We start from the raw sequence: 22,508 nt of genomic DNA, 5'->3' as shown, positions 1-22,508 counted from the left end.
CGCCATCTCCTGGGTAATTCCGTACGGTCCATGACGTACGTCTCCCCGGCCGCCACACGCCCAGGCGGGAGCGTGTAGCGGCCGGGGATGTCCTTAGCGCTTCAGCAGGTCAGCTGGAGGGCTGGTAGCTGATGCCGTTCGCGTTGCACTCGGCGATCAGCGTCGCGAGCGCGGAGGCGCTCAGGCTGGTGTTGTCGCAGACAGCGGCGGCGGTGACGTAGCCGTCTGTGACCGGCTGGGAGACGTTGGCCTTGGTGATGACGGTCGGGGTGGCCAGGTAGGCGGGGATGGTGCGCTTGTCCGGACCGGTGAAGGAGACGGCGCCGGACGGCATCGTCCCGGCCTTGACCGTCCCGGCCAGGATCTGCGAGGCCAGCTTGACCGCGACGTCGGCCTCACCGGTGACGGCCTTGTAAATGGTGAAGCACTGAGTGCCCGCCATGATGTTGTCCAGGCCGCCAGGGGTGGCATCCTGACCGGAGACCGCGACCTTGCCGGCCAGGTTCTGCCCGGTCAGCACGTTGATGACCGACTGGGCCATCGTGTCGTTGGCGACCATGACCGCGTCGATCTTCGAGGCGTTGGAGGCGAGCATGCTCTGGAAGACGGTCTGCGCGACGGTGGAGCTCCACTGTCCGGTCTGGTCGGCCAGCTTGTTCCAGCCGGCCTGGGTGCTCAGGACCGAGTTGTAACCCTGGGCGAACAGGGTGGCGTTGTTGTCGGTGGGGGCGCCGTCGATCTCGACGTAGCCGACCGAGCTCTTGCCGGCGACCTGCGGGCACTGGGTCAGGGCGGTGCCCTGGTCCTTGCCGACCTGCACGTTGTCGTAGGAGACGTAGTACTCGGCCGAGCCGCCCGAGGTGTAGCGGTCGTAGTCGATGACGACGACGCCGGCCTGCTTGGCCTTGGCCTCGATCTGCGCGCCGGAGGCCGGGTCCAGGTCGACCAGGAGGATGACGCCGACGCCCGAGCTGATCAGCTGCTGGGCCTGGGTCTCCTGCTCAGTGGCGGAGCCGTTGGCGTTGTACACCTGGCAGTTGAGCTTGTAGACCGTGCACTGCTTGGCGATCTCGTCCGGGTCGGCGGCGGTCCACCGCGGAGAGGACGCGGTATCGGGGAGAAGGACGCCGACCTTGTTGTTGGTGGTGGAGGACGAAGTAGCCGGGGCCTTGGAGGAACTACAGCCGGCCAGCGCTGTCGTGACAGTCACACCAGCCGCCACTGCGGCCAGGATTCCCTTTCGCATCATCGCGCGGGTCCCTTTCGTCGGAACGTTGAAGTTGTTCGGATTGCGGACGCGGTGGAGCGGAGGGGCCTGAGCGTCCCGACCCTGGCGTCCGTATAGTGCCGGTGACCACTCCTGCGGAATGTTGTGACCGGCAACGTATTGCGCACGGCGGCCGTTGTGAAGAGGTCATGCGGATGAATTTGCGCGACGGCGTAACGATTGGGAAACGTGCTGCGGGGGCCATGATCGCACGGTGTTCACATCAATTTGGCTCGTACCAACATTGGTCTACACCAATAGTCCCCATGGTCCACCCGGTGACGTGCTCCGCCGGTGCCGCGCCGGAAGCCGCTCGCAACAATTCGAACACTTCACCCGGCGTTCGACTGCGCGGCCCGCGCGGTACGCCGTGTTGCCCAATCGCAACCTGATGCCTCGTCAGATATCTCCGCGTTACCTGTTCGCTATCCGCCCGCTACCCGGCCGCGATCGCTGACGTGCCGAAACGGGGCGACCGGACCACCCCCGCGGACCCGGCCACCCCGTCGCCGGTCCCCGGCCTACAGGAACGGCAGGGTCGGGAAGGAGCCGCCCAGAACGGCCGCCGAGTCCGCGCCGAGCGCCCGCTCGAGCACCGTGGCGTACACCGACCGGAAGTCGGTGTGGAACTTCAGGTCCCCGGCGTCCAGATCGGTGAGCGACGGCTGCTCGCCGACGAACCCGCCGCGCACCGACTCCCCGACGGCGAAGACCGGGCCCGCGGTGCCGTGGTCCGTCCCGTCGTTGGCGTTGGCGGCGACTCTCCGGCCGAACTCCGAATAGGCGACCAGAACGACGTCGTTGGCGCGCGTGCCTGCCGAGATTCGTTGTTGGAAGGCCCCGATCGCGTCAGAGACCTGACCGAGCAAGGTGCCCTGTGTGCCCTTTTCCGCGGAGTGGGTATCGAATCCGCCCAGGCTGACCGCATACACACGGGTAGGCACAGCGGATTCGATGCAGGAGGCAACAATATCCAGCTGCTGGGCCAGTGCGCCCCCTCCTGCGGCTTTCGTCGTGCCTGTGGAAGGCGACGCGGAGGCCGTTGGAGAGCCTGTTGCGGAACGCGAAGCGCCGGACGAGCCCCCGGCGGGCGTCAGGCTCGAGCCGAATGCGCCGGCGACGGTGAACAGATCCGCGGTGTCGCGTGCAGCGTAGGCCGCGTTGGGGCAATCCTGCGCGGAAGGGTCGCCGAGTGCTTGGAGCGCGGTCCCGGCGGCGCCCTTGGGCAGGTGAAACCGGCCGAGCGGCAGCGCGGACCCGGCGGTGTTCACCCCGGCGAGCAGCGGAGGGAGCACACCGCCGAGCGACACCGCGCGCAGCGCGCGGAGCTTGTCGTCCGGCTGGGCGTCCAGCCACCGCCCGAGCCATCCGGACGTGCCGGGGTCGGTGGGCGATGCGGTCTGCCAGATGTCCATCGAGACGAAGTGGCTGTGGTTGGGCTGCGGGTAGCCGACTCCGCGCACGATGGCGAGCTTGCCGCTCTTCCAGAGGTCGTGCATCGCGCCCATCGACGGGTTCAGGCCGAGCCCGCCGCCGAGGTCGAGCACCTCCTGCGGCTGGTAGGCCAGGTCGGGCCGGGCCTTCTGATACGCCGGGTCGGCGGCGGGGATCACGGTGTTCAGCCCGTCGTTGCCGCCGTACATGGTGAGCAGCACGAGGATGCCCTGCCCGGGCGGCAGCGGGTCGGAGGCCGCGGCGCGGTGCAGCGTGTCCCAGGTCAGCGCGGCGCCGCCGACCGCGAGCGCCGCGGCGCCGGTGACGCCGGAGGCGAGCAGGAACTTGCGGCGGGTGAGGGTGTCCATCGTTGCGTCCGTCCCGGTGTCCCAGTGCTGTTGTTACAGCCCAGTTAATTCCAGTTGTTACAGCCAGTCGTGCAGTATGTCTGGCATGCGGTGTGTCCGGCGCCGCTCAGTTGACCGCGTACTCGGGGCTGAGCAGCGCGAGTGCGACCAGCGCGCGCGGGTCGGCGGCGACGTCGGCCAGGGCCGCGCGGGTGCGGTCGCTGAACGCGTCGACGCCGAGCAGGTGGGCCGCCGCGTCGATCCTGGCGTTGGGCGCCGCGTCGGCGACCTCCGACAGATCGCCGGCCGCGGCCGCCCACTCGGCGAAGGTGATGCGGCTCTGCGTCGCGGCGGTCGTCAGCCACAGCCGCCCGGACGGCCAGCCGCCGACGTTGGGCGGCGCGAACGGGACCTGGCCGAGCCCGTTCAGCACGGTGCGCAGGACGGCCGAGTTCTTGTCCGAGCCGCTCGAGGGCGGGGTGATCTTCAGGGCCCGCAGGGTTCCGACGACGTACTCGACCGGCTGCTTGACCAGCGCGTAGCGGGCGGCGTCGCCGGTGAAAGCCGCGTCGGAGAAGACTGCGCGGGCCAGAGCGGTCAGATCCCGGCCGGGTCCGTAGGCGGCGATCAGCCTGGCGAGCGTGTCGGCGGGCACGGCGTCGGACGAGGCGAGCCTGAACCACATGCGCGAGGTGATGAAGCGCGCGTTGACCGGTTGCGCCATCAGCAGATCGGTGAAGGAGTCGACGTCGAAGGACGCCGTCTTGCCCAGGATCGTCTCCGGCCCCGGCGCGTGCGACCGCGGGGCGAAGACGGCCGCGCCCGAGGTCCGGTTGAGCCGCCAGCCGGTGAGCGCGAGGGCCGCCTGGCGCACGTCCGTCTCCGTATAGTTCCCGACCCCGAGCGAGAACAGTTCCATGGACTCGCGGGCCAGGTTCTCGTTCGGCGCCTTGACGGTGCTGCCCTCCGCGTCGAGCCAGAGCATCATCGCCGGGTCGGTGAACATCGTCCGCATCAGGGTGCGGAAGTCGCCGCCGCCGAGCGTGCGCATCGTCTCGTTCTGCAGCAGCATCAGCGCGGCGCTGCGGACCTTCTGGATGGAAGTGGCGAAGTGGCCGTGCCAGAAGAAGGTGCGCTTTTCGGTCCACGGCTGCTGCGCGGCGGTCAACCGGGCGATCCACCACGCGACCAGGTCGTAGCTCTGCTGGGCGCGCCGGGTGTTCGCCGCCTTCTTCTGAGCGGGGGAAGAGCCGTTCGCCGGCTCGGCGAGAGTGGCCGCGGACGGCGGCGGGGTCGCCGCCACCCCGGGGTCGGCGGTGGGGGTGAACAGCGCGGCCAGCGTCGCCGGGTAGCCGGCCGCCGTCGCGGCGTCGATCTCCGCCCCGCTCGCGCCGAATCCGCTGCGCCGCAACAGGTGCCCGATCAGCGCGCGGTCCTGACTAGTCGCCATGGAAACATCGTGCGCGCCGCGGCGTAAGCCCGGGGTAAGTACGGGAGAGTGGCTGTCTCCCCGAACGACTGTGCCTTCGGAACGACTGTGCCTTCGGAACGACTGTGCCTCCGGCCGGCGCCCGGGATTGTGTCCCGAGTCGCCGGCCGGCGGATGGTGCTACACCAGGCCGCGAGACGGTCACGTCGTCGTGGTAGGTGTACGTATAGCGCGCGCTAGGTCGTCGCCGGCCTCTATGGGATGGCTGTACGTTCCCCGCCTTGAAGAAGGTTCGAGCCGGCCGTGGCGGCCTCGACGCGGCAGTTGCGCCGAAGACCGCCCGGCCCCTCGCGGCGGTGGAGGCCACCGCTTTCCGGGCGCCGTGCTGCGCTCCCCTCGCGGGTGTGGGTAGTCCGCGATGAGCTCCTCAAAGTGCGGTGAGGGCACGACGGGCGGAGAAGACAGCGTGCTTACAGCCTCGACCTGTGGCGTCAGTGAAGTTACCGGCCCGTATCCGTACCCGTCTACAGGGATATCCCTTGCTTTTCGCCGAAGAGCGGCACGTGGGGGGCGCAACGGCACGGCGGGCCGCCCCCGAACGGTCTCGGGGGCGGGCCACCGCAGCTTCGCGACAGGTTTCGCAGCCGGTCAGGCCTTGATCAGGTTCCGCAGGACGTACTGCATGATGCCGCCGTTGCGGTAGTAGTCGGCCTCTCCGGGGGTGTCGATGCGCACGACCGCGTCGAACTCGACGGCAGGGCTGGCAGAACCGGTCGCCTTCACCTTGACCGTGCGCGGCGTGGTGCCGTCGTTGAGGGCGGTGATGCCGGTGATCTCGAACGTCTCCTCGCCGGTCAGGCCGAGCGACGCGGCACCCTCGCCGGCCGGGAACTGGAGCGGCAGCACGCCCATGCCGATCAGGTTCGACCGGTGGATCCGCTCGTAGGACTCGGCGATGACGGCCTTCACGCCGAGCAGCGCGGTGCCCTTCGCCGCCCAGTCGCGGGACGAACCCGAGCCGTACTCCTTGCCGGCCAGCACGACCAGCGGCACGCCGGCCTCCTGGTAGGCGGCGGAGGCTTCGTAGATGGTGGTCTGCTCGCCGGTCAGCAGGTTCCTGGTGTAGCCGCCCTCGACGCCGTCCAGCAGCTGGTTGCGCAGCCGGATGTTGGCGAAGGTGCCGCGGATCATCACCTCGTGGTTGCCGCGCCGGGACCCGTAGGAGTTGAAGTCGCGGCGCTCGACCCCGTGCTCGGCCAGGTACTTGCCGGCGGGCGAGTCGGCCTTGATCGAGCCGGCCGGGGAGATGTGGTCGGTGGTGACCGAGTCGCCCAGCTTGGCCAGCACGCGCGCACCGGAGATGTCCTCGACGGGGGCCGGGGTCTCGGGCATGCCCTCGAAGTACGGGGGCTTGCGCACGTAGGTGGAGTCGGCGTCCCACTCGAAGACGTTGCCGGTCGGCGTCGGCAGCGACTGCCAGCGCTCGTCGCCCGCGAAGACGTCGCTGTACCCGGAGGAGAACATCTCGGCCGAGATCGCCGAGCCGATGACCTCCTGCACCTCGGCCGGGGAGGGCCAGATGTCCTTGAGGTACACCGGCTTCCCGTCCGGGTCGGCGCCGAGGGCTTCGCGCTCGAAGTCGAAGTCCATCGTGCCCGCGATCGCGTACGCGATCACCAGCGGCGGCGAGGCCAGGTAGTTCATCTTGACGTCCGGATTGATCCGGCCCTCGAAGTTGCGGTTGCCGGACAGCACCGAGACCGCGGCCAGGTCGGCCTGGTTCACGGCCGCCGACACGTGGTCCGGCAGCGGGCCGGAGTTGCCGATGCAGGTGGTGCAGCCGTAGCCGACGAGGTTGAAGCCGAGCTTGTCGAGGTACGGGGTCAGGCCCGAGCGCTCGTAGTAGTCGGTGACCACCTTCGAGCCGGGCGCTAGCGTGGTCTTGACCCACGGCTTGGCGTGCAGGCCCTTCTCCACGGCCTTCTTCGCCAGCAGCGCGGCGCCGATCATGACCGAGGGGTTGGAGGTGTTCGTACACGAGGTGATCGCGGCGATGACGACCGAGCCGTGGTCGATCTCGAAGGTGCTGCCGTCGGGCGCGGTCACCGGGGTCGGCTTCGCCAAGCCGTTGTGCACGGCGGGGGAGTCGGAGGCCGGGAACGACTCGAAGCCGGACTCGTCGGCGTCCTTGACGTAGTCTCGCAGCGCGGCGCGGAACTTGGCCTTCGCCTCGGCGAGGATCACCCGGTCCTGCGGGCGCTTCGGGCCGGCGATCGACGGGACGACGGTGGAGAGGTCCAGCTCCAGGTACTCGGAGTACTTCGGCTCGTGGGAGGCGTCGTGCCAGAGTCCCTGCTCCTTGGCGTAGGACTCGACGAGGGCGAGCTGCTGCGCGCTGCGGCCGGTGAGCTTGAGGTAGTCCACGGTCTCCCGGTCGATCGGGAAGATCGCGCAGGTGGAGCCGAACTCGGGCGACATGTTGCCGATGGTGGCCCGGTTCGCCAGCGGGACCGCGGACACGCCCTCGCCGTAGAACTCGACGAACTTGCCGACCACGCCGTGCTTGCGCAGCATCTCGGTGATGGTCAGCACCAGGTCGGTGGCGGTGGCCCCGGCCGGCAGGCTGCCGCTGAGCTTGAAGCCGACCACCCGCGGGATGAGCATCGAGACCGGCTGGCCGAGCAGCGCCGCCTCCGCCTCGATGCCGCCGACGCCCCAGCCGAGCACGCCGAGGCCGTTGACCATCGTGGTGTGCGAGTCGGTGCCGACAAGCGTGTCCGGGTAGGCCTGGACTGTTCCATGGGCACTGGCGCGCGCCACGACGACGCGGGCCAGGTGCTCGATGTTGACCTGGTGCACGATGCCGGTGCCGGGCGGGACGACCTTGAACTCGTCGAAGGCGGTCTGGCCCCAGCGCAGGAAGCGGTAGCGCTCCTGGTTGCGCTGGTATTCGATGTCGACGTTGCGGGTGAAGGCGTCGGGGGTGCCGAAGACGTCGGCGATGACCGAGTGGTCGATCACCAGCTCGGCCGGGGCCAGCGGGTTGACCCGGGCCGGGTCGCCGCCCAGCGCCACGACGGCCTCGCGCATGGTGGCCAGGTCGACCACGCAGGGCACGCCGGTGAAGTCCTGCATGATGACCCGGGCCGGGGTGAACTGGATCTCGGTGTCCGGCTCGGCGGCCGGGTCCCAGCCGGCCAGCGCGCGGATGTGCGCCTCGGTGATGTTGGCGCCGTCCTCGGTGCGCAGCAGGTTCTCGAGCAGCACCTTGAGGGAGTAGGGCAGGTGCGCGGCCCCCGGGACCGCGGCGAGGCGGAAGACCTCGTACGACTCGTCGCCGACGCTCAAGCGCCCGCGGGCGCCGAAGCTGTCGGGCCCGGCGTTTCCGGTCGCGCTGCTCGCTGACATCGCGGCTCTCCTCACTGATTCCCAATTATCTCGACGTCAAGATACCTCATCCTAGCCCCGGCGCGGCACCCGGGTAGCCGTTGTCCGGCCGGTGCTCTAGGAGCCCGCAACCGCCCTACGCCAAAGTCTGTGCGACGATCGCTAAGACCGCGCCCGGACGGCGAAGGCCGGAACCGACACTGAACGGGGGTTTTGTCGTGAGCTTCACCAACACGATGGCCCGCGACTTCCCGCACGCCCTGCCCGCCAATCAGTTCGTCAACTCGACGCAGGACTGCCTGGCGCCGCACGGGGTGCATCGCGGCTCGGCGCTGCCGCTGATCGCGACCTGCCGGGACGAGCTCGCGTTCGCGCTGACCGCCGAGCTGCAGCGGGCCTGGGGCCCCGCGTTCAACATGGCCGGGCTGGCCGGGCTGCTCACCCTCGGGCGCACCGGCGTCGCGGCGGCCCGTGGGCACGCCCCGATCGTCGGGGGGCGGCGCACCTTCGTCGTGATCGGACTGACCCATGTGGGGGTCGACGACGCCGGCGTGCTCGGCAACTGCGAGCGGCCGGGGGTGCCCGGGCCGTCGCACACCTGCGGCGCCCTGATGGCGCTGCACGACGAGCTGCGCGGCGGGGACGTGCACACCTCGGACTACCCGTACTTGGACAAGTACGACCCGGAGCAATCGCGACTGCGCGAGCGGATCACCCCGCGGGTGGCCGATCCGGCGAACACGGACCTGCTCGCCATCCTCCGGATCGCGCGGGACCTGATCGATCAGGACACCGACGCGGTGATCAAAGTGCTGCGGGACGACGACGTACCGGCGGACGTGGCGGTCTTCACCGGGATCCACATCCACGGTCCGCGCGGAGCGGACTACGTCGACCTCGGGCGGTGCTTCTTCGACCGCAACGGAGAGATCGTGCCGCTGTCCCTGTAGTAGCCGTCCTCGTCTGCCCTCGTAGTAGCTGCCGCTGTAGTAGTCGTGTAGCCGTTCTCGGGATCCTTGGACCGCCGCCCCGTGGCGCGGATTCCCCGCACCGTGCACGAAATCGGGAATCGCGCTTCAATAGCCGCCGAATTGCCGGCGTCGGCGCCAGACCTCGAATATGCGCGTTCTTCGAGCGGCGCCCGGCCGGTCAATTCGGCGGTTTCGCGGCCGTTACCGCCGTGCGCGCGGCAGTTGCGCGTTCCAGCCGCGGCGCAACGAGATCAGCCGAAGCGCCGCGGTCACCGCGGCGGCGACGAACGCCATCGGCGCCAGGTTCGGCTCGAAACGGGCGCAGGCCACGATGATCAGGGCTCCGATCAGCGCCGGGACCGCGTACAGCTCGCGCCGCAACACCCACGGCACCTCGTTGACCAACATGTCGCGGATCACTCCGCCGCCGACCGCCGTCACCACGCCCATGAGCGCGGCGGGGACGGAGGCCAATCCGTACTCGAGCGCCTTGCCAGTTCCGGAAACCGCGAAACAGCCCAGCGTGACGGCGTCGGCGAGGTGGAAGGCCGTGGCCAGCGGCGTGCCGGGACGCACCCGGTCCGCCGCCGGCACCCCGCGGTATTCCGCCGCGATCACCGCGACCGCCCCGGCGGTCGCAATGGTCAGATATCGCCAGTCGGTCAGCAGGGCCGGCGGGATCGCGCCGATCATCAAGTCCCGTACGACGCCGCCGCCCAGGCCGGTGGCCGCCCCGAGGACCAGTACGCCGACCAGGTCGAGGCCCTTGCGCAGCGCGGTGAGCGCGCCGGAGGACGCGGCGGTGAAAACGCCGAGCAGGTCGAACAGCACCGGCAGATGTAGAGCGTTGGCATGCACGTCCGACATCTTCTCAAGTCGGCACAGCCGTTGACCGAATGATTCCACGTGTGTCGGCGGCGCCGTCTTCGCTACAATTCAACGTCAATAACGGAACTACGGTCCGGCAGGCGGAGAATTCCGGCTCGGACGGCCCAGATCCGTGCCGCGCCGCCCTTCCGTCCATGCGCGTCGCGCAGCCGCTCAAGCTGCGCACGCTGATACGGTGGAGTGAGCCGTTGCACGCCAGGATCGCCGACGACGCCAAGGGTTTCCGGCAGCGCCAGGGGGGATAACGAGACATGACCGCGCGGATCAAGGCCGAACGGCGCAGTCTGCGGCGTGCCTTCCCGGCGGTGGTCGCCCGATCGGGTAGCGCGCGCTCCCGCACGTTGCGCCGAACGGGCGTGGCATCTTCCCCTACTCCGGATTCACGCGCCACACTGAGGAAGCTCCAGCGCGGCACCACCCAGGAGGTCTCATGACCGAACTGCGCGTGATGGCGGTCACCGGCGACGGTGACCGTTTGGTGCTGCGCGCCCCGGACGGGCAGGAGTTCTTCCTCGCCATCGACGACCGGTTGCGCGCCGCGGTGCGCGGGGACCGGGCGCGCCTGGGCCAGATCGAGATAGAGCTGGACGCGCAGCTGCGTCCGCGCGACATCCAGGCCCGCATCCGGGCCGGGCAGACCGCCGAGCAGGTGTCCGATCTGGCCGGGATCCCGCTGGAGCGGGTGCGCCGGTACGAGGGTCCGGTGCTCGCTGAGCGGGCGTTCATGGCCGAGCGGGCGCAGAACACCCAGGTGCGCCGGGCCGGCGAGACGCACGGTCCGAAGCTGGGCGACGTGGTGCGCGAGCGGCTGGCCCAGCGCGATCCGGATCACGACTCCGCGCAGTGGGATTCGTGGCGGCGCGACGACGGGATCTGGACGGTGCGCCTGTCGTTCCGGATCGGCGGCCTGCCGTACGACGCGACGTGGGCCTTCGACGCGCCGCGGCGGCTGGTGACGCCCGCGGACGACGAGGCGCGGCTGCTGTCGAGCGATGTGGCGGCGGAGAACGCGTTCCCGTTCACCCCGCGCCCGCCACGCGTTCCGACCGGCGCCGAACTCGGGCAGCCGACCGCGCCGCGCCCGCCGTCGCCGGTGACCGCGCTGCCGACCTGGCACGGTCAGCAGCGGCCCGCCGCTGCCGCCGCGTCGACCGCGCCGCCGGTCGGTTCCGGGACCGGAAACCCGGGCGGGAGCGGCGATTCGGTCGTCACGCCGCTGCGCCCGGTCGCGGCCGCGGCGTCGGCGTCGACCTCCGCGACGGCGCCGAGCACCGCCCCGGCCGCCGCCGACGAGTCGGCGGGCAAGCAGCGGCAGGCCGGTGCGGGCTCGGCGTATTCGGACGCGTTGTTCGGTCCGGTGGGGCCGCACAAGGAGCGGCTGCGCGGCCAGACCGACCAGCAGGCGGTCAACGACGGCGTCACGCCCGGCAAGCGCGCGACCGTGCCGTCCTGGGACGAGATCGTGTTCGGCACCCGGCGGCGCAAGGGCGAGTAGCGGCAACGCGATCGCCGCACCTGAGACCCATTCGGCCCCGCCGCCCACGTCGGGCGGCGGGGCCGAGCATACGAGGACTCTGAGTCGATTAGGCGAACAGCCCCGAGCCGTAGTAGTCGGAACCGTCCTTGACGCCGGGCAGCGCGAAGAAGTAACCGCCGCCGGTCGGGGAGATGTAGTCGACCAAGGGCTCGTCGATCAACCGGGTTTGTACGGCCTCGAACTGCCGCACCACGTCCTGGTTATAGGCGCAGAAGACCAGGCCCACGTCCAGGTTGCCGTTCACGTCCAAGCCGCGGTCGTAGTTGTAACCGCGGCGCAGGATCCGCTGGCTGTCGGTCTTGGCGGTACGCGGGTTGGCCAGCCGGATGTGCGCGTCCAAGGGGATGATCTTCCCCGCGGGGTCGTCGGCGTACTGCGGGATGTCCGTCTCGTTGGTGCCGGACAGGGGCGCTCCGCTGTCCCGGCGCCTGCCGAACATGTTCTCCTGCTCGGTCAGTGAGACCCGGTCCCAGAACTCCACCAGCATCCGGATGATCCGCACTACCTGGTAGGAGCCGCCCTCCACCCACGACGGTTCGCCACCTTGCCTGGCGTGCGTCCAGATCAGCGCGGCGGTCTCCGAGGCTGAGCCGACGTCCGGGTTGGCGATGCCGTCCTTGAATCCCAACTGGTTGCGCTGCGTTCCGCTCGGGCGGGACGGGGACTGGAAACCGTCGGCCTTCCACAGCGGCTGCATGTAAGCGCGGGTGTGCTTGGCGATGTCGCGCAGCGCGTGCATCACGGTATCGCGGCTGTCGGCGCAGATCTGCAGGCTCAGATCGCCGTGCAGCTCGGTGGAACCACCCACGTTGTCGTTGGGGAACACCGGCATCGGGGCCAGCCGGGCCGGCTTCTTCGCGGCGAGACCGTAGCGGGCGTCGAACAGCGACGAGCCGACGCCGACGGTGATGGTCAGCCCGTCGCTGGGCACCACCGGTCCGAGGGTTGAGCTGTCCGCGGGCGGCGAGGCGACACCCAAGTCGTCCGGAGTGCCGCCTGTGGTGAGGAATCGCACCCGCGCTGTCAGGGTCCGAAACAGCTGCTGGAGTTCCGCGGCGTTGGCTGCGGTCACGGTGAAAGAGGCGACCGTGAGCGCAGCCTGAGGCGGGGTGACAATGCCCTGCTGGTGCGGGCCGTGGAACTCGAAGAGCCGCCCGGAGCCGGTAGTGCCGCTGTCCGAGCTCGCGACCGCGGTCGCGGCGCCGGCGGCGCCCCCGCCGATGACGGCCATTCCCGCCGCGCCCAGTGCGGCGCCGCGCAGCAGCGAGCGCCGCCGCAGTGCGCTGTGTAGATCAACGCCGTGTAGATCAACACCGCGGAGATCACCGACGGCGCCCTGATCTGCCAGTGCGGCGAAGGGGCACGATCCCGTGCCGGCGTCGCTCTCGTTCGGCGGCGTCTGTGGTGCGGTGGGCTGCTCATCGGTCATTGGGTCAGACCTCTGTCGTTCGTGGTGGTACGGGTGTGGGTGTCGGCGAGTGGGTGCGTCACGGCAGTCATGCGCTGGAACGCTCTTCGAGGAGGTCGGGCACGACGGAGAGTTGTTCCAGCAGCTCGCTCAGGTCTCCGTCTAGCTTCTGCCGCGCGGAGGTGGTCAGACCGCTCAGCGACGTCCACGAACCGTCGGCGTTCTGCGCAGCCTTCAGATCCGTGGTCACGGTGTCCAACCAACCGTTGATCGAGGTGAGCGCGGCCGGATCGCGGCTCTGCATGAGAGCGACCAGGGTACTGAGAACCTCGCGGGTGCCCTGGACGTTGGCCAGCGCGGTGGCGAGCGCGGTGCCACTTCCGTAATCGGCGATGCCCGTCAGCTGGAACTGGAGCGTGTTCTCCAGGATCTCGTGGGTGCGCAGCGGCAGATCGTTCGGATCGGTCGCCTGGCTCGGGAACGCCGTGATGAGACCCTGCACGTCCGAGACCAGTTGGTCGCCGAGGGGTTTGAGCGCCGCGGCCGACTGGTCGTGCCAGAGCCCGTATTCGATCCGGTGGAATCCGGTCCACGAGGCGTCCCGCACCCCGCCGGGCAGTCCGGTGGCCCGTCCGTCGATCTTCGCGTCGAAGTCCGCAAAGGTGCCGTACGCCGCGCCCATCCGCTCGTAGTCCAGGTGCGCAGTCAGCCAGTCGGTCTTTGCCGCGGCCAGATTCCCGCCCGCGAGGTCGCCGTCGAGGCGCTTGCCGTCCGCCAGCAGTGTTGGCAGGTTCTGCCCCACATAGGCGCGATAGTCGGCGACCGGCTGCTGCATGTCCTGATCGGTGACCGGCAAGAACGCGGTGGTGCCGCCGGACGACTTGCCGGAGACCGTATATGTCTTCGAACTCAGCGCGGTGCCGTCGGTGAAGGCGCAACGGAAGGCGTACTGCCCGGCGGATAGCGTGACCGGGACCGGCCGAGTGGTGCCCGGCGCGAGATTCTCGATCTCGGCGAAGACGGCGTTCGTCGCCGGATTGATCAGGAAGACCTCGGCGGTGTTGTCCCCGCTGTTGGTCAGGTCAAAGGTCTGCTCTCCGGTCGACGGGTTGGACCAGCCGGTCCCGCACGTCTGCTCGTTCAGCGCGATCGCGGTCGTCGTCTTGGAAGTTCCGGTGCCGAGGAAGGCGATGGCGGCCACCGCGCCGACCGCGGGAACGGCGAAGATCGATGTGCCCACGGCCCAGCGCGGTACCCGCCTGTCGTGTGCGGCGTGTTCCCGCTGCGCGGCGCGCTTGGCCAAGATCCGCTCAACCAACGCGGCCTCGTCTGCTGCACGCGCGGCGGCGCGGCGCTCGGACCGGGTCGGCGCGATGGCGGGCGTCTCAGTACTCGACGTCGCAGCGGCCGCGGGCTCGGCCGGGTGCACGCCGCGGGTGAACAGCACCAGCGCCGGGACCAGATACAGCACGTATCCGGCCACCTGCAACCAGCTCATCGCCGGAGTGAGGTTGAACGTGCCCGCGATCAGCGTCGCGTACCAGGACCCGGAGTCGATCGAGGCGAGATTGAACGCGTACGCGGTGTGCCCCGGCACCAGGCCGCTTTCCTGCAGGTCCCCGAGCCCGTAGGCCAGCACGCCCGCGGCGACGACGATCAGCACGACGCCGGTCACCATGAAGAACCGGGTCAGATTGATCCTCAGCGCGCGACGGTACAAAGCCCAGCACACGGCGACCGCCACGACGAGGCCGAGCGACGCGCCGATCATCGGGCCGCGCGCCTGCCCCGCCGACCTCGCCGTCGTCCACAGGAACAGCGAGGTCTCCAGACCTTCGCGGCCTACCGCCACGAACGACGCGGTCGCCAGCACCAGACCGCTCCCGCCGAGCGCGGCGGTGATCTTCTCCTTCACGTCACCGGAGAACGACCTCGCCGACCGGCGCATCCAGAACACCATCGCCGTCACAAAGGCGACCGCGACGATGGAAAGCACTCCCCCGAAGACATCCTGACCGCCCGCAGGCAGATCCGCCGCCGTGAAGGTCAGCACCGCCGCGAAGGAGAGGCTGAGCGCGACAGCCGCACCCACCCCGGCCCACACCGCCCCCAGCCGGGCAGCCGCGCCCGCCCGCACCAACGTCGCCACCAGGATCGAGACGATGAGGCCCGCCTCCAGACCTTCGCGCACCGCGATCAGGAAACTGGGAAAGGCGGCGTTCCACATGTGTCGGTCGATCCTTGCTTGTTTCGTCGGCGGGACGCGCGGCGTCCGGCCCGGTTGGTCACAGCCCCAACTGACGCGGCCCCGCGGACCACGATCAACTTAGGTAAGCCTAACCATATGCCAGGGCGCGCACGACGTAGCAACCCGATGACGGCGAACACCCGGTGTGATACCGGTTACACCTCAGTGCGCCGCACGGCCCGGCTCCGGTGCGGCCAGGACTAAATCGGGTGGCTTCAAACTGCGCATTTCGACTAGCGTGCTCACTGTCCGTCCGTATCAGCACTCAGGGTGTGCACATGCGAAAGACCGTGCTTGCCGCAGCGATCGCCGCGCTCGGGTTGATCGCCTCAGGGTGCAGCTCGAACGCAGCGGCGAACGACAGCCTGACCGGCGTGGGCGCGATGCGAGCAAGCTGGAATGCGCATCACGGCACCGCGGGCTACTCGGCGATCGCCGTAGACAGCGCGGGACGCGTGGTCGGCTACGTTCAGACGCTGGTCAGCCAACCGCTGGCCCAGGCGATCGCGCGGATTCAGCAGAACCTGCCCTCGGACGCGACGCCCGGCGCCCCGCGCCCGGTGGCGGGGGTCGAGAGTACGCAGTGCGAGGTCGTGGACTTCCACTCGCAGCAGCTCAGCCGCGCGCTCGGCGGACCGCACGGCGACAGCATCGCGGCCGTGTTCATGTCCACCAACGCGATCGCCCTGAACACGGCCGCGATCACCACCGCGACCGTCACGACCGGCGACCAGGCCCTCGTATCGGAGTGCTGACGCTCACCGAAGCGCCCGAGCGCCCCCGCCCGACGTACTAAAAAGCGCGCACCACCAGCGGCTGAGCGCGGTCGAAAAAATTCTTGGCGCCGATGTATCAGAACCCCGGCGCCGCCGCTCTTGTAGGTGACCGTCACCGAGGCGCAGGGAGAAGCCCCGGCAAGGTCAGTGTGGGGTGGATGCTGGGGGACCGCTCCGGCGCCTGCGGGGGGAGTAAATCCGAGCAGGCGCCGGAGCGGCTGCGCGGGGGCGCAGTCTCCGGTCAGGCCGTTACGGGGGTACGGCCTGGTCCGGAGCGCCCCCGCGCGGTCGCGCCACCCCGTATCGTTCGGTCCGGGCGCAGGTTCGGACCGGCCGCCCCACCGGGCGGTACCGCCGCTATCGCGGTCCCGAGGACTGGTCTCGAGTCCCGCGGGTCGGCGCCGACGACCACTGACACAGGGAAGGAAGACCCATGAGCCTCGACCGCGGCGCCCGCCTGGAGCGCCTGCTCGCCCGGCACCGGGACGCCGTCGTCAGCGAGGGCGGCAACGGCACGTTCGCCTTGCACCGCAAGGACCAGCTGCTCGTCTCCATCCAGCAAGCCGACCGGGCGCAGCACGCCACCGACCACTGGACCGCGCACCGCGAGGACCTTCCCGAGCTCGGCGTCAGCCGGCTGCACCTGCACCCGAACGCCGGAGTGCACGTGGGCGAGCTGGCCAGGGAGCTGCGCGAGCACGCCGACGGGCCGATCGCGGTCTCCCCCAACCACCTGCTGCGCGGCGAGCCCGGCTACGAGGGCGGCCCGTGGAACGAGCCGGCCCCGGCCTCGCCGCTGCCCCGCCCGGTCTCGGCCGAGCCGCTGGCCCGGCGCGCCTTCGTCGCGGTGCTCGACACCGGGATCGTCAACCACCCGTGGTTCGAGGGCACCGACTGGTTCGCGCAGGTCACCGCCGAGCAGATGGACCCGCTGACCGGGTCCCCGGACTACGGCCTCGAGACGCAGACCGGCCACGGCACCTTCGTCGCCGGAGTGCTGCTGCGCCAGGCGCCGTCCGCCTTCCTGATGATCGAGCGGGTCCTGGACGACACCGGCGTCTGCGACGAGCTTCAGCTGCTGGGCGGGCTGAACCGGCTGTACCGCCGCCTGTCGTCGACCGGCGAGACGCTCGATGTGCTGAATCTCTCACTCGGCGGCTACACCCTGGACGACGAGCCCTCGCCGCTGCTGTCGGACGCGCTGGCCCGCTTCGGCAAGCACACGGTCATCGTGGTCGCCGCGGGGAACAACGGCTCGAACCGTCCGTTCTGGCCGGCCGCGCTCAAGAGCTGCGTCGCCGTCGGGGCGCTGCAGCCCGGCTGCGAGCAGCGCGCCGAGTTTTCCAACCACGGCTACTGGGTGGACGCCTGCGCGGTCGGCGCTGATGTGGTCGGCCCGTTCCTGGAGGAGATGAGCGAGGGCGGCCAGCGGTTCGACGGCTTCGCCCGCTGGTCCGGCACCTCGTTCGCCACGCCGCACGTGGCCGGCGCCATCGCGCAGTGGGCCGCCGCCAAGCAGTCCACCGCCGCCGAGGCCGCCGACAACCTGCTCGACCCGGCCACCCGAAAGCGCCATCACGAGTTCGGTGTAGTGGTCGAGTGAGCAGACCAGTGGATACCCTTTCCCGCGCTGACCGTTGGATCTGCGCGGGAAGGGGCACGGCCATGGATGGGGAGTCCAGCACTCAGGAGCTGCTCGCCGCCGCCGTATGCGGAAGTCAGGACGCTTGGGATCTTCTCGTGGACAGATATGGCCGTCTCGTGTGGTCCATCGCGCGCAGTTTCCGCCTGTCCGACGCCGACGCGGCGGACGTCTGTCAGACCACCTGGCTGCGCCTGGTGGAGAAGCTCTCGACGATCACCGATCCGGACCGGCTCGCCGGCTGGCTGGCGACCACCGCCCGCCGCGAGGCGATCCGCGTGCTGCACAAACAGGACCGCGAGGCGCCGGTGCTCGACGGCGCGGACGAGGTCGACGAGGACGAGCGGCACGACCCGGAAGCCCAGGCCATCGTGCAGGACGAGTACCGTGAGTTATGGAACGCTTTCGCGGCGCTGTCGGACCGCTGCCGGGCGCTGCTGCGCGTCCTGGCGGTCTACCCGATGGACAGCTACGCGCAGGTGTCGCAGGCGCTGGGTATGGCGATCGGATCGATAGGACCGACCCGGGCTCGCTGCCTGGACCGGTTAAGAGCCCAGCTGGCAGCATCGTGACGGGATCTCGGGGGGAAGAGGGACGGACATGGAACGCAATCGCTCGGTCGGCGAGAACGTCGAGGACGCGCGTCTGCTCGCGAAACTCGGAGTGATGTTCGATCATGTAGATCCCGTGCCGGACGCGGTGACCGCCGGAGCACGCGCCGCGTTCGCGTGGCGCGACTTCGACGCGGCGGTCGCGCGGCTGATCGAGTCGGAATCCCTGGCGGACGCCGGTGTGCGCGCCAACGGGGAGCACCGGCTGTTGACGTTCGAGGCCCCGGGGCTGACGGTCGCGGTCGAGGCGACCGAGATCCACGGGGCGCGACGGCTGGTCGGGCAAATGGTTCCGGCCGGCCCCGACCACGTCTCGCTGGAGATCGCACATCGCGCGGACGAGTCGGTGCAGGCGCCGGTGGACCACCTCGGGCGCTTCACTCTGTCCTCTGTTCCAGCCGGTCTCGTCCGGCTGCGCTGTTCGCTACCCGACGGCACGCGGGTCGTGACTGAATGGGTCGACACCTGAGAAACTGAATCGGTGACCATGGCCGAGGTTCCGCGCATCGAGCGGCGGCTCGGCGAGGCGCTGGCCCTCGTCGACCTTGTACACGCTGACGCCAGAGCGGCTCGCGACAAGGCCTTGGCGCTGCTGGCGGCGCGCCGCGACGACGAAGCGGCGTGCGTCGCGCTGCGGGCGCTGGGTCTGGCCCGGCAGCGGCTCGGCGAGTTGGCCGGTGCCCGCTCCGCACTGCGCTCCGCCGTAGGCCTCGGCCAGCGTCGCGGGTTCACCCTGCGCGCGGCCGAGGCCCGGATGTCGCTGCTGGTCATCCTGGCCGACGCAGGCAATACACAGGCGGCGCTGGCGGAGGCCGCACTCGCGGAGGCCGCGCTGACCGGCCTCGCCGGCACAGAGCTTGAGCTCGCCCGGCTGCGGGTCAACCTCGGCCTGGTGCTTCAGCGCACCGGCCGCTCGGCGGAGGCGCTGGCCTGCTACGCCGTGTCCGAGCAGATCCTGCGCGAGCGCGGCGACGCACGCTGGGAAGCGATCATGCTGAACCTGCGCGGGACGCTGTTCGCCTATCGGGGCGACCACGAGGCAGCCGACCGCGACCTGACCCGGGCTGCGGACCTGGCCCGGAGAAACGGTTTCGCCGTCACGCACCAGAACGCGGTGTTCAACCTCGGGTTCGCCGCGTTGCGCGCCGGCGACCTGCCGCGCGCGCTGCGCACCCTCGACGAGGCGCGGGTGCTCGCCACCAAGCACGGCAAGCCGATCGCCTCCGTCCTCACGGACCGCGCCGAGGCTCTTCTTACAGCCGGGCTCGCGGACGAGGCGCGGGCGTGCGCGCAGGAGGCGGTGCTGGGCCACGAGCGGTCGGGGTTCGCGTTCAACCTGGCCGAGTCGCGGCTGTCCGTAGCGCGCGCGGCGCTCAAGGCGGGCGATCCGGCGGCGGCAGCGGAGCAGGCGCACGCGGCCCGGGTGGCGTTCTCCCGGCAGCGGCGACCCGGCTGGGCGGCCTGGGCCCGAACGGTGGAACACGGCGCGCGGTTCGCCTCCGGGGAACGCAGCGCCGCGCTCCTACGCGACATGATCCGCAACATCAAGCAGACAGAGCTGGCCGGCTGGCTGGTCACCCCGCAGGAGACGCGGCTGCTGGCGGCGCACACCGCGCTGGCGATCGGGCGGCGGCAGACCGCGGTCGAGCTCTACTCCCAGGTCGCGGCGAGCCGGCTGGGCGGACCGGCCGGGCTGCGGGTGTTCGGCTGGGAGGCCGAGACCGCGCTGTGCGAGCTGCGCGGAGACTCGGCCGGGGCGGGCCGGGCGATCGACCGCGGCCTGCGGGAGGTCGCCGAATACGCGGGCACGCTCGGGGCGACGGACCTGCGCACGGCGGCGGCCCAGCTCGGAGCGGACCTGGCGCAAAGCGGCCTGCGGCTGGCGCTGGACCGCGGGTCGCCCCGGCAGGTACTGGTGCGGGCCGAGCAATGGCGTGCCGCGACGTTGCGAAGACGCCCGGTGCAGCCGCCCGACGACACCGAATTCGCGGCGAAGCTGGCCCGCCTGCGCGCGGTGGTGGCGCAGATCAGCGAAGGCGGGCTAGCGGGAAAGAACATCAGCGGCCTGCAGACGTTGCGGGTGCGGCTGGAGCGCGAGATCAGGGAGTTGGCGCGGTTCGCACCCGGAGGCGACTACGCGCCAGAGCCGCCGCTGGATCTGAAGGCACTCGCCACGCGCCTGGAAGACCGGGCGCTGGTCGAGTTCGTGCGCCACGGCGACGATCTGCACGCGGTGAGCCTCGTCGAAGGGCGGATGCGGCATCATCGCCTCGGCTCGTACAAGGCGGTGCTGGATGAACTGGAGTCGCTGCGTTTCTCGTTGCAGCGGATGGCCCTGAGGTACGGCTCCGCGGCGATGCAGCAGGCCACGTACGCGGCGTTCGACTATGCACGCCAGGCGCTGGATAACGCACTCCTGCGGCCGATGGGCAAGCTGATCGAGAACCGGGCGCTGGTACTAGTCCCCACTGGGTCACTGCACGCTCTGGCATGGTCCGTGCTGCCCTCGACGGACGGACGGCCAGTGACTGTGGCCCCGTCCGCCCGCACCTGGCTCACGGCCATGAGCGCACACGCTGGACACAGCGAGCGCACGCACGGCAAGCACGGCCATGACGGGCACGACGAGTGGCCCGCCCACACTGCCGCCAGTTCACGCGGTGAGCGAGTAGCGCTCGCCTGCGGGCCGGGCCCGCCGCACGCGGAGGCGGAAATCGAGGAGCTGGCGAAGCGTTATCCGCTCGCGAAGCCGTTGTACGGAGAGGACGCGACAGCACAGGCGGTAGCGGACGCGCTCGACGGAGCCGACCTGGCACACATCGCCGCGCACGGCCGATTCCGAGCCGACAACCCGTTGTTCTCCAGCCTGGACCTGGCCGACGGTCCGCTGACGGTGTACGACCTCGAACGGCTACGCCAAGCGCCGAGGACGCTGGTGTTGTCGGCATGTGATACGGCGCTGTCCGGCATCAGACCGGGCGACGAACTGATGGGCGTGGCCAGCGCAGTCTTCGCGCTCGGCACCCGCACCCTCATAGCCGCGGTAGTCCCGGTCGGCGATGCGGAGACGAAGACGCTGATGAGCGTGTTCCACGAGCAGCTAGCAGCAGGCGCGTCCCCGGCGCTCGCACTCACCGTCGCTCAACACAAGGTGCCCGACGCCCGCGGCTTCGTCTGCTTCGGCGCCGGTTGACGCGGTCGCCCCACCCCATCCCCCCGCCGCCCACGCCCCCATTGACCAACTGCGTCACCTCACTACCCCTCACCTGCCGCCGCTACCTTCGCGCGACTCTCATACCGCCGCGCGGCGAGCCAGCTCAGGCTCGTCGAGAGCGCTCCGACGTTCACGCTCGACCATCACGTCGTCCACGTCCTCATCCTCCCCGTCCCCTGGCGCCCACACCCCCACTGACCAGCCGCGTCACCCCACTACCCCCACCTGCCGCCGCCGCTACCTTCGCGCGACTCTCACACCGCCGCGCTCTCGTCGCCGCCCATCGCGTCGTCCACGTCCTCATCCTCCCCGTGCCCCTGCCCGTCCTCTTCCTCCGCCCCGTGAGGCGATCGCGCGTACCCCTCGAGGTAGCCCCTCGCCCGCTCCGTGCGCGGGTACGCCGCGAGCAGGTTCCAGAACGCCGGGCCGTGGTTCGGCACCAGCAGGTGGGCGAGTTCGTGCAGCAGGACGTAATCCACGACGTAGTCGGGCAGGCTGCGCACGCGGTCGGAGATCCGGATCGTGCCATCCACTGGGGTACACGAGCCCCAGCGCGCGGCTTGATTGCTCACCCAGCGGACGGAGACGGGGCGCGCCTTCCCACCCAAGTACTGTGCGGAAAGCACTGCCGCACGGCGGGCCAGCTCAGGCTCGTCGAGAGCGCTCCGGCGTTCACGACGCTCGAGGCGCTCGACCATCGCGCGGACCCAGCGTTCCTCTTCCTTCGCGGACATCTGGGCGGGGATCAGCACGACCGTTCGGTCGCCTTCCCGGTACGCGGACACGGTGCGGCGGCGGCGTGGGGAGCGGCGCACCTCGACGGCCGGGTCGGTCGGACCAGTCCCGGCCGCGGGACGATCGGTGCGGTCCGCTGCCACGATGTCCAAACTAGCGGCTCACTGGCGTCATGGCCCGTACCGCGGTCGAGACGCGGCTGAAAAACTTGTCCACACCGCCATCCGGACGACCCCGTAGGCCGCAGATTGACCGATCGGCCCAAGATTCTTTCCCCGCGCTGGTCAGCCCGGCCGCCGAAGGGCAATTCACAAGCTTTTCCACAAGCCGTTTCGACTTGTGCACAACGGCACGCCGGATTTTCCCCAGGCTATCCCCAGGGTTATCCACAGCCATTCGGGCCCCTCGATTGACGGCCCGGGCCGCTAGACCGTAGCGTCGCCAATGGATGCGGGGCTCTCGGAAAACAGCTCTGCCGCGGCAGCCATGAGGCGTCGTAGGGCGGAGCGTGCGCCTGGGGGCCCCGCGGCGTGTTTCCGCCCGGAAAGCGATGCTGAGACGCGGTGGCGGGAAAGCCGAACGCTGTTCGCAGCGGAGAAGAGTCCCGTCGCACT

General features: G+C 70.2%; 15 protein-coding genes. 7 read left to right on the top strand and 8 right to left on the bottom strand.

The window, feature by feature from the left end:
* Positions 1–109: 109 nt before the first annotated feature.
* The 4 genes from VGZ32_RS28455 to acnA form a co-directional block, all read right to left on the bottom strand.
* A complete protein-coding gene (locus VGZ32_RS28455) occupies positions 110–1,210 on the bottom strand; it encodes a sugar ABC transporter substrate-binding protein (protein WP_326889323.1) in 1,101 nt (366 codons plus the stop codon).
* Between the two features lie 578 nt (positions 1,211–1,788).
* The gene (locus VGZ32_RS28450) at positions 1,789–3,069 is read right to left on the bottom strand and encodes a DUF1501 domain-containing protein (protein ID WP_326889322.1); all 1,281 of its coding nucleotides are present in this window, start codon (positions 3,067–3,069) and stop codon (positions 1,789–1,791) included.
* 106 nt (positions 3,070–3,175) lie between these two features.
* On the bottom strand, positions 3,176–4,498 hold the full coding sequence (locus VGZ32_RS28445; RefSeq protein WP_326889321.1) for a DUF1800 domain-containing protein: 1,323 nt from the start codon (positions 4,496–4,498) through the stop codon (positions 3,176–3,178).
* Positions 4,499–5,125: 627 nt separating this feature from the next.
* Positions 5,126–7,885: an aconitate hydratase AcnA gene (acnA, locus tag VGZ32_RS28440; protein ID WP_326889320.1), complete on the bottom strand. Its 2,760-nt coding sequence runs from the start codon at positions 7,883–7,885 to the stop codon at positions 5,126–5,128.
* A 197-nt stretch (positions 7,886–8,082) separates the two neighbouring features.
* Between acnA and VGZ32_RS28435 the strand changes: the two genes are divergently transcribed.
* Positions 8,083–8,814 carry a hypothetical protein gene (locus VGZ32_RS28435; protein ID WP_326889319.1) on the top strand — a complete coding sequence of 244 codons (732 nt, stop codon included), beginning with the start codon at positions 8,083–8,085 and terminating at the stop codon, positions 8,812–8,814.
* A 222-nt stretch (positions 8,815–9,036) separates the two neighbouring features.
* Here VGZ32_RS28435 and VGZ32_RS28430 read toward each other — a convergent pair whose 3' ends face one another.
* Complete coding sequence (locus tag VGZ32_RS28430; RefSeq protein ID WP_326889318.1) at positions 9,037–9,702, bottom strand: trimeric intracellular cation channel family protein; 666 nt, start codon at positions 9,700–9,702, stop codon at positions 9,037–9,039.
* 451 nt (positions 9,703–10,153) lie between these two features.
* Between VGZ32_RS28430 and sepH the strand changes: the two genes are divergently transcribed.
* Positions 10,154–11,218: a septation protein SepH gene (sepH, locus tag VGZ32_RS28425; RefSeq protein WP_326889317.1), complete on the top strand. Its 1,065-nt coding sequence runs from the start codon at positions 10,154–10,156 to the stop codon at positions 11,216–11,218.
* A gap of 88 nt (positions 11,219–11,306) precedes the next feature.
* Here the strand turns inward: sepH and efeB are convergent, their stop codons facing one another.
* Positions 11,307–12,689, bottom strand: coding sequence for an iron uptake transporter deferrochelatase/peroxidase subunit (gene efeB / locus VGZ32_RS28420; RefSeq protein WP_326889316.1), 1,383 nt, complete (start codon positions 12,687–12,689; stop codon positions 11,307–11,309).
* Between the two features lie 67 nt (positions 12,690–12,756).
* On the bottom strand, positions 12,757–14,895 hold the full coding sequence (gene efeU, locus VGZ32_RS28415; RefSeq protein WP_326889315.1) for an iron uptake transporter permease EfeU: 2,139 nt from the start codon (positions 14,893–14,895) through the stop codon (positions 12,757–12,759).
* 299 nt (positions 14,896–15,194) lie between these two features.
* Between efeU and VGZ32_RS28410 the strand changes: the two genes are divergently transcribed.
* The 5 genes from VGZ32_RS28410 to VGZ32_RS28390 all read left to right on the top strand — a co-directional run bounded on the left by VGZ32_RS28410 (position 15,195) and on the right by VGZ32_RS28390 (position 21,138).
* Positions 15,195–15,671 carry a hypothetical protein gene (locus tag VGZ32_RS28410; protein ID WP_326889313.1) on the top strand — a complete coding sequence of 159 codons (477 nt, stop codon included), beginning with the start codon at positions 15,195–15,197 and terminating at the stop codon, positions 15,669–15,671.
* Between the two features lie 454 nt (positions 15,672–16,125).
* On the top strand, positions 16,126–17,295 hold the full coding sequence (locus tag VGZ32_RS28405) for a S8/S53 family peptidase (RefSeq protein WP_326889312.1): 1,170 nt from the start codon (positions 16,126–16,128) through the stop codon (positions 17,293–17,295).
* A 62-nt stretch (positions 17,296–17,357) separates the two neighbouring features.
* Positions 17,358–17,906: a sigma-70 family RNA polymerase sigma factor gene (locus VGZ32_RS28400; RefSeq protein WP_326889311.1), complete on the top strand. Its 549-nt coding sequence runs from the start codon at positions 17,358–17,360 to the stop codon at positions 17,904–17,906.
* Between the two features lie 28 nt (positions 17,907–17,934).
* On the top strand, positions 17,935–18,414 hold the full coding sequence (locus tag VGZ32_RS28395; protein WP_326889310.1) for a hypothetical protein: 480 nt from the start codon (positions 17,935–17,937) through the stop codon (positions 18,412–18,414).
* 18 nt (positions 18,415–18,432) lie between these two features.
* Positions 18,433–21,138 carry a CHAT domain-containing tetratricopeptide repeat protein gene (locus tag VGZ32_RS28390; protein ID WP_326889332.1) on the top strand — a complete coding sequence of 902 codons (2,706 nt, stop codon included), beginning with the start codon at positions 18,433–18,435 and terminating at the stop codon, positions 21,136–21,138.
* 275 nt (positions 21,139–21,413) lie between these two features.
* Here VGZ32_RS28390 and VGZ32_RS28385 read toward each other — a convergent pair whose 3' ends face one another.
* Positions 21,414–22,037: a M48 family metallopeptidase gene (locus tag VGZ32_RS28385; protein ID WP_326889309.1), complete on the bottom strand. Its 624-nt coding sequence runs from the start codon at positions 22,035–22,037 to the stop codon at positions 21,414–21,416.
* Between the last annotated feature and the right edge of the window lie 471 nt (positions 22,038–22,508).

Origin of the sequence: Actinocrinis sp., from assembly GCF_035938995.1 — a bacterium.
Taxonomy (GTDB): Bacteria; Actinomycetota; Actinomycetes; order Streptomycetales; family Catenulisporaceae; genus DASZGI01.
This window is presented reverse-complemented; position numbering and strand designations above follow the sequence as displayed.